Consider the following 7995-nt stretch of genomic DNA (forward strand, 5'->3'; position numbering starts at 1 on the left):
CCGGTACGCCTGCATACTTCGCCCCCGAGGTCGCCCGGGGTCAAGATCCCACCGAGGCGAGCGACGTCTTCTCCCTGGGCGCGACGCTCTACACCGCGATCGAGGGCAGGCCTCCGTTCGACATCGACCAGGATTCCATCGCACTGCTGCACCGAGTCGCACGGGGGCAGATCATCGAACCCACCCGCACGGGTGATCTGACGCAGGCGCTGCTGCACATGCTCGAACCGGATCCCGCCCGACGGCCGACGATGGCTCAGGCCCGTGACGAGATCATCACGACCGCAATCAGCAGCCGCAGCAGCATCGTTCACCTGCGGGGCGCTCCCCTCACCTCGTCCGACGGCACCGTCCCCGCGTGGGCGCATCGATCGACTCCGGTGGCCGAGGCGCGTAGACCGTCCAGAGAGTTCGACAGCACCATCGCAGGCTTGCCCGCGGTGCGGTCGGGAGGCCCGGCCGAGGATCACACCCCGAAACCTTATGCGCCACCGCCGTTCGATCCACCGAAGAAGAAGAGCCCGCTCGACTCGGTTCTCGACCGCATCGACGACGTGGTCGCCGACAGGATCGACGTCTCCCCCGCGGTCGTTCTCGCGGTGATCGTTGCAGTCGTCGTTCTACTTCTGATCGTCCTGATCGCCGTTCTCTGACGAAATTTCAGTCGATCCGTCGATTGTGCGCCCACCGCGTGAGTGCATTGCGGTTGGACTGCTGCGTCTTTCGCAGCACGTTCGATGCGTGGGTCTCGACGGTCTTGACCGAGATGAACAGATCCTCGGCAATCTCCCGATAGGTGTAGCCGCGCGCGAGGAGGCGAAGAACTTCGAGTTCGCGGGGGGTAAGTGAATCCAACTCCGGATCGAGCGGAGGTTCGGGGGCCGCGGACTTCCCGGTGAAGGAGTCCAGCACGAAGCCGGCAAGGCGAGGAGAGAACACGGCGTCGCCGCCCGCCACCCGTCGAACACCGTCGGCCAGTTCGGATCCGGAAATGGTCTTGGTGACGTACCCGCGCGCACCCGCCCTGATGACGGCGATGACGTCCTCGGCGGCGTCGGACACCGACAACGCCAAGAACACCGGTCCCGAGGAGATGCGCCCGAGAACCGCGACGCCGCCGCCGTCGGGCATGTGCACGTCGAGCAGCACCACATCAGGTTTCGTGGCCTCGATTCCGGCCACCGCGTCGGCGACGCCGCCCGCTTCACCGACCACCTCGATGTCGGGTTCGCGTCCGAGTTCGGCGCGAACACCGGAGCGGAAAACTGCATGATCATCGACGAGAAAGACACGGAAGGTGTCGGTCACCTGGGCTGCTCCTGCGGTATCGGCTGTTCGCTCTTCGACTGCTCGGCATTCGAGTGTCCCGCATTCGGCTGCTCCGTGCTGGGATGCCGCGTCGCGTGCGCGTCGTCCGCCGCACCGATACGGGGCATCAGTATCTGCACCTCGGTTCCCTTGCCCACCTGCGAACGCACCGACACCTCCCCGCCGCGGCGCTCGACCCTGCCACGAATGGACTTGGCAAGGCCCTGCCGATCGATCGGCACCAGCGCTTCGTCGAACCCGGTGCCACGATCGCGGACGAACACCGTCACCTTGTCCGGCTCGGTTTCGGCGAACAAATCGATGTGTGTCTCACCCGAATGCTTGGCGGCGTTGACGAGCGCTTCCCGCGTCGCGCCGAGCAGAGCGGTGAAACGTTCACGCGGCAAACCTGATTCGGCGTCGTCGGCACTCAATTGCACGTCGCCGACGGTGATCGGTCGCACTGTGACACCGTGCTGATCCTCGACCTCACCACAGATCGTCTTCAACGCCTCCGCGAGCGACGAGTGAGCGGTGTCGCCACCCTCGAACAGCCACTTACGCAGTTCCCGTTCCTGGCCGCGCGCCAACCGCATCACATCCTGCGGCTGATCGGATTGCTTCTGGATGAGCGCGAGCGTCTGCAGCACCGAATCGTGGAGGTGCGACGCGATCTCCTCGCGCTCGTCGTTGCGGATACGCGCAGACCGCTCGGCGTTGAGGGTGCGCCACATTCGCAACCACACGGGGACGGTGAGCAACGCTGCACCGACGAGAGTGACGATGACGGCCAACAGGGACGACCGAAGCGCCGCGATGTCGACGCGTGCCAGCACCACCACACCGAGTCCCAGCACGATCAGCGTCGCCCCGCCGACGACGCGCGCCCAGCTGAGCACCGTCGGCTTCTTCGGCATTCCGAGAACCGAACGTGGTCCCTCCGAGTCGAATTCGCGCCACACGAGTGCAGCGCCGACGATCACCACGACTATGGGCACCAGCGCAGAGGCCGCCGAGCCGTCGAGCAACCAGGCGAGACCGGCGGCCAAACCCAGGCCGACGGCCGAAAGCCCCAGTGCTCGCCGTCGTTCGACCGGGCTCGGGCGGTCGACGTCCGAACCCGCGGGGGTGAAGACCCACAGCAGCCCGTAGGCGAAGATTCCGGCACCCGCCATGATCGCCAGCAGCGCGAACGCCACCCGGACCTTGAACACGTCGACACCGAGATGGTCCGACAGACCACCGGCGACACCGCCCACGATGCGACCGCCGCCACGCCGATGGAACGTGGCCGGCTCGGGGCCCGGCGAAACGGGCGATGGGTCGACAGGGTGCACGTGTCCGATCCTGGCACGGAATGCACCCGCACCGCATCAGGGTCTCCCCTGATTTCGCGGGGAGCCACACCGACACCGCATACACCCCGACGAAGAAGATCAGGGCTATCCCTGATGTCTCGAGAGCCAGGAGAAGCCACGATGGTTCCATGAGCAACGCAACCGTCTCCGACCAGCTACACCAGATGTGGCGAACCCGCCCCTATCGGTTGCCGCAGCGAGGCCACATAGCCGGGGTCGCAGCAGGCATCGGCTACCGCTACGGCGTCGACCCTGTCCTGATCCGCGTCGCGCTGGTGGTCGGCACTATCTTCGGCGGCGCAGGCATCTTCCTCTACCTGGCAGCATGGCTGCTCTTGAGCCGCGCGGGTGACTCCGCTTCGCCCGCGGAATCCCTCATGGGCAAGGGCAGCAGCTCGGAATCGACGACCAAGATCGTCGTTCTGATCGTCGCTCTCGTCATCGCGGTGTCGACGATCGGGCCGGTGGGCGTCGGGCTCGGCGGATCCGGCCTCATCAGCATGCTGGCGCTCCTCGCCGGCTTGTGGCTGCTGCACCAACGTCGTCCCGAGCCACCCGAGTTTCTCCCCAACGGCGAGAAAATCTACCCACAACAGGGTTTCCCCGTCTCGTTCGACACCCCGTACAACGCCGGATCGTGGGCTGGGGCGGCCTACCGACCGCCGGGTTACAACACCGCGCAGTACCAGCCCGTCAACTATCAGGCCGGAACTCGCAACCTCGGCGAGCATGGCGCCGGATCAACCGGATACACCCCGTACACGATGCTCCCGAAAAGCTACGTGCCGACACCGCCCCCCGCACAGGTGCCGCACACGGACACTGCGCCCGTCGACCTGAACAAGGCGCCCGCCGTGACGAACTCGGTCGACGACGGCTTCTCCGCGCAGCCGACGCCCCCGTCGTGGGATCCGCTGGGAGTCGCCCCGTTCGCCTGGGATCTTCCCGAACCAACGGCGAAAAGTGCTCCAGAGGTGACCGAGAAGAAGAAGCGATCGCGGTGGACGTCGAGCTTCATCGGTCTGGCCCTGGTGGCCGCCGCGGTGGCCGCGACCGTCGCGTCGGCAACAGGATCCGAATGGCTGACCCCAGCGCGAATCGGCGCCGTTGCTCTCGCCGTCATCGGCACGGGACTCGTTCTCGGCGCGTTCCTCCGCAAGGGGTACGGCTTGCTCGTCGTCACCGGTCCGCTGCTGGCGTTCGTCGTCTTCGCCTCCATCGTCGGCCCGGTCGATTTCGACGGGCGGTCGTCCGGAGAGCAGTCCTTCGCTCCGCTGACGATCGCCGAACTCCAGCCCAATTACACGGTCCAAGCAGGCGATCTGCAGCTCGATCTGCGAAACTTGGCACTCACCGAAGACAGAACGGTGGCAATCACGGTCACCATGGGGAACGCGACGATTCGGGTGCCGGAAGGCATGAGCGTCGTGGCCGACTGCACGGCCGTTGCAGCCGCAACCGACTGTGATGTACCGGGTGGCCCCTCCGACGCCGACGTGACCCTCACGATCGACGGAAGTGCTCGACTGGGAAATCTGGAGGTGCTTCGTGGCTGAGACATGGCAGTACGGCGACAGCGACAAGGACACACCCGAACAGAACAGGGCCAGGACCCGCCCATCGGCGCTGCTCTTCCTCGTCGGACTGGCAGCGATGATCGTTGCAGTCAGCGCGCTGATCGGGCCGTCCGCGATCGAAGCACTCGGGAACGTGCAGTTCCGCTGGGTGTTCGTGGTCGTCGCGATCGTCGTCGGACTCGCGCTACTGCTCGCGCCCAGTCACAAGTGCAACAGGTAGGTTCCTCACAGCCTTCGGGCGAGGAGGATTTCACTCCCACTCGATGGTGCCCGGCGGCTTGCTCGTCACGTCGAGAACGACTCGGTTGACCTCCGACACTTCGTTGGTCACCCGGGTCGAGATCGTTTCCAGGACGTCGTAGGGCAAGCGCGTCCAGTCGGCAGTCATGGCATCTTCACTCGACACCGGACGCAAGACGATCGGATGGCCGTAGGTGCGACCATCGCCCTGCACACCGACGCTGCGCACGTCGGCGAGCAAGACGACCGGGCACTGCCAAATCTGCTGATCGAGACCTGCAGCGGTCAACTCCTCACGGACGATGGAGTCGGCCTGACGCAGGGTGGCGAGGCGGTCTCGGGTGATCTCGCCGACGATGCGAATGGCGAGGCCGGGTCCGGGGAACGGTTGCCGACCGACGATGTCTTCCGGCAGGCCCAACTCGCGGCCCACCGCGCGGACCTCGTCCTTGAACAATGTGCGCAGCGGCTCCACCAGAGCGAATTGCAAATCGTCCGGTAGACCACCCACGTTGTGGTGGCTCTTGATGTTCGCGGTACCGGAACCGCCGCCGGATTCGACCACGTCGGGGTACAGCGTTCCCTGCACCAGGAATTCGACCTCGGCGCCGTGGGCTGCGTTCTCCCCCAACACCTCCGAGACCGCGCCTTCAAAGCTGCGGATGAACTCGCGGCCGATGATCTTGCGCTTCTCCTCCGGATCCGACACGCCCTCGAGCGCCCCGAGAAACGTGTCGACGGCGTCGACGGTGACAAGCTTGGCGCCGGTGGCCGCGACGAAGTCCTGCTGAACCTGCTCCCGCTCACCCTCGCGAAGCAGACCGTGGTCGACGAAGACACACGTGAGGCGATCGCCGATGGCCCGCTGCACCAGGGCAGCTGCCACAGCCGAATCGACACCGCCGGACAGTCCGCAGATGGCCTGCCCGTTGGGCCCGACCTGCTCCTGAATGCGTTCGACCAGCGCGTCGGCGATGTTGGCCGCCGTCCATTCCGCCTTGATGCCCGCCGTCTCGTGCAGGAATCGACTGAGCACCTGCTGGCCGTGCGGCGAATGCATCACCTCGGGGTGGTACTGCACACCCGCGAGCCGACGCTCGGCGTTCTCGAATGCGGCCACGGGTGCGCCTGCGCTCGAGGCCGTGACCGTGAAACCGTCCGGAGCGTCCGTGACGGCATCCCCGTGCGACATCCACACCGGCTGCGTCGTGGGCAAGCTGTCGTGCAGCACGCCACCGTCGACCGAGAGCTGAGTGCGTCCGTACTCACGAGTTCCCGTGTGGGCGACGGTTCCGCCGAGTGCCTGTGCCATCGCCTGGAATCCGTAGCAGATACCGAACACCGGCACGTCGAGGTCGAAGACCTTCGCGTCGAGCGCCGGAGCCCCCTCGGCGTACACGCTGGAGGGGCCACCCGACAGAACCAACGCGACGGGGTTCTTCTCGGCGATCTCCTCGATCGTGGCGGTGTGCGAGATTACCTCGGAGTACACGTTCGCCTCGCGAACCCGACGTGCGATCAACTGCGCGTACTGAGCACCGAAATCGACGACGAGTACGGGCCTGGGCATGGCGGGATCGGGCTGCTGCGATGCGGTCACCGGGTCAGTCTAGTGGGACTTTCGACCTGCGAATCAGGCAGCACCCGTGGTTGCGGACTTGCGCGTACGAACCTCGACGATCGGAAGCCGGAGGGCGGCGGGAGCCGACACGGGCACCACCGGAGACTTCGGTGCGATCGGATCGATTCGCTCGTACGGGAGCCCCTGACGCGGACGCAGATCCTGCTCGCCCTTGTTCGGCCAGAGCGCCGCCGCACGCTCGGCCTGCGCGCTGATGGTGAGCGACGGATTGACGCCCAGGTTGGCCGACACGGCGGCACCGTCGACGACGAACATCGTCGGGTACCCGTGGACCCGCTGGTACGGGTCGATGACGCCGTGTTCGACGTCCGATGCAATGGCGCAGCCGCCGAGGAAGTGTGCCGTCAACGGAATGTTGAACAATTCGCCCCAGGTGCCGCCTGCGACGCCACCGATCTTCTTCGCGATACGACGGGTTGCTTCGTTGCCCGCGGGAATCCACGTCGGGTTGGGCTGACCGTGGCCCTGCTTGCTCGAGACCTTGCGGCCGAACAGACCACGCTTGGTGAACGTGGTGATCGAATTGTCCAGGTTCTGCATGACGAGCGCGATGATGGTGCGCTCACTCCAGTTGCGGACGTTGACAACGCGCACGAAGTCCAGCGGGTGGGTGATCAGCATGACCAGGAATTTGAGCCAGCGTGGGATGCGCCCGCCACCGTCGGTCATGAGCGTCTGAAGCAACCCCATCGCATTCGACCCCTTGCCGTAACGGCACGGTTCGATGTGGGTGTCGGCCGACGGGTGGAACGACGACGTGATCGCGACGCCCCTGGTGAGATCCATCGTTGGATCCACCTTCAACTTCGCGGCGCCGACGATCGATTCGGAGTTCGTGCGCGTCAGTTGGCCGAGCGTGTCGGACAGTTTGGGAAGTGCGCCCTCGTCCTTCATCTTGTGCAGGAGGTTCTGAGTTCCCCATGTTCCCGCCGCCAGTACGACGTGACCCGCCGTGTAAGTCTTCGGCTGCTTGCGGACCCAGGCGCCGGTGCGTTCGGTGGATACGTCCCAGGTGCCGTCCGGAAGCTCGCGCAGGCCGTTGACGGTTGTCATCGGGACGATGTCGACTCCGGCGCGCTCGGCCAGGGCGAGATAGTTCTTGAGCAGGGTGTTCTTGGCGCCGTGACGGCATCCGGTCATGCACTCGCCGCATTCGATGCAGCCGGTCCGTTCGGGTCCGACGCCACCGAAGTACGGATCCGCGACCTTCTTTCCGGGTTCGTCCCCGAAGAACACACCGACGGGCGTCTGAATGAACGTGTCGCCGACACCCATGTCCTCGGCGACGGACTTCATGACCTCGTCGGCCGGTGTCATGTGCGGGTTGCGGACGACGCCGAGCATGCGGGTGGCCTGGTCGTAAAACGGGCCGAGCTCACTGCTCCAGTCGGTGATATGTGCCCACTGCTTGTCCTTGAAGAACGGCTCCGAGGGTTGGTAGAGCGTGTTGGCGTAGTTGAGCGAACCGCCGCCGACGCCTGCGCCCGCGAGGATGAGGCAGTCGCGCAGCAGGTGAACGCGCTGGATGCCGAAGCAGCCGAGTTTCGGGGCCCAGAGGAAGCGCTTGAGATCCCAGCTGGTCTTCGCGAAGTCTTCGTCCTCGTAGCGACGACCGGCCTCGAGGATGCCGACCCTGTAGCCCTTCTCGACCAAGCGCAGCGCCGTAACGCTGCCGCCGAACCCGGATCCGACGATCAGAACGTCGTAATCCGTCGTGCGAGCCTGTGATCCCATTGGTGACCCCATTCGTGACCGTATCTCGTCGACAATCGGTGTTCGTTCCGCATCTCAAATGTGATTGGCACCACATCATAGATGACAGCATCGGCCAACTGACAACACGCCTGTGACAGCTGACACAAGTCACTGT

The 7995-nt window shown here is 65.4% G+C and carries 7 protein-coding genes; 3 read left to right on the forward strand and 4 right to left on the reverse strand.

The genetic code is table 11. The features are described from left to right. On the forward strand, positions 1-653 hold a 653-nt coding region (locus WBQ44_RS20435; protein WP_495568493.1), incomplete at its 5' end, for a protein kinase domain-containing protein. A 7-nt stretch (positions 654-660) separates the two neighbouring features. Here the strand turns inward: WBQ44_RS20435 and WBQ44_RS20440 are convergent. Together WBQ44_RS20440 and WBQ44_RS20445 are read right to left on the reverse strand one after the other, a co-directional pair. After that, positions 661-1308: a response regulator gene (locus tag WBQ44_RS20440; protein WP_495568494.1), complete on the reverse strand. Its 648-nt coding sequence runs from the start codon at positions 1306-1308 to the stop codon at positions 661-663. Beyond that, positions 1305-2645, reverse strand: coding sequence for a PspC domain-containing protein (locus WBQ44_RS20445; protein WP_495568495.1), 1341 nt, complete (start codon positions 2643-2645; stop codon positions 1305-1307). The genes WBQ44_RS20440 and WBQ44_RS20445 overlap by 4 nt, the downstream gene beginning before the upstream one ends. A 149-nt stretch (positions 2646-2794) precedes the next feature. Here WBQ44_RS20445 and WBQ44_RS20450 point away from each other — a divergent pair, with 149 nt between their 5' ends. Both WBQ44_RS20450 and WBQ44_RS20455 read left to right on the forward strand, forming a co-directional pair. Beyond that, positions 2795-4222: a PspC domain-containing protein gene (locus WBQ44_RS20450; RefSeq protein ID WP_495568496.1), complete on the forward strand. Its 1428-nt coding sequence runs from the start codon at positions 2795-2797 to the stop codon at positions 4220-4222. Next, positions 4215-4463, forward strand: coding sequence for a hypothetical protein (locus WBQ44_RS20455; protein WP_495568497.1), 249 nt, complete (start codon positions 4215-4217; stop codon positions 4461-4463). The genes WBQ44_RS20450 and WBQ44_RS20455 overlap by 8 nt, the downstream gene beginning before the upstream one ends. Positions 4464-4493: 30 nt before the next feature. On the opposite strand, the gene guaA is transcribed toward WBQ44_RS20455, so the two are convergent. Next, complete coding sequence (gene guaA / locus WBQ44_RS20460; RefSeq protein ID WP_495568499.1) at positions 4494-6053, reverse strand: glutamine-hydrolyzing GMP synthase; 1560 nt, start codon at positions 6051-6053, stop codon at positions 4494-4496. Positions 6054-6116: 63 nt separating this feature from the next. Further along, positions 6117-7859, reverse strand: coding sequence for an FAD-dependent oxidoreductase (locus WBQ44_RS20465; RefSeq protein WP_495568498.1), 1743 nt, complete (start codon positions 7857-7859; stop codon positions 6117-6119). Positions 7860-7995 lie beyond the last annotated feature (136 nt).

It is taken from the genome of Rhodococcus sp. (in: high G+C Gram-positive bacteria) (assembly GCF_049591685.1).
Classification (GTDB): domain Bacteria; phylum Actinomycetota; class Actinomycetes; order Mycobacteriales; family Mycobacteriaceae; genus Rhodococcoides.

Coding starts and splice junctions, on each gene's coding strand:
- WBQ44_RS20450 (WP_495568496.1), top strand. CDS start 2,795: ATGAGCAACGCAACCGTCTCCGACCAGCTACACCAGATGTGGCGAACC.
- guaA (WP_495568499.1), bottom strand. CDS start 6,053: ATGCCCAGGCCCGTACTCGTCGTCGATTTCGGTGCTCAGTACGCGCAG.
- WBQ44_RS20465 (WP_495568498.1), bottom strand. CDS start 7,859: ATGGGATCACAGGCTCGCACGACGGATTACGACGTTCTGATCGTCGGA.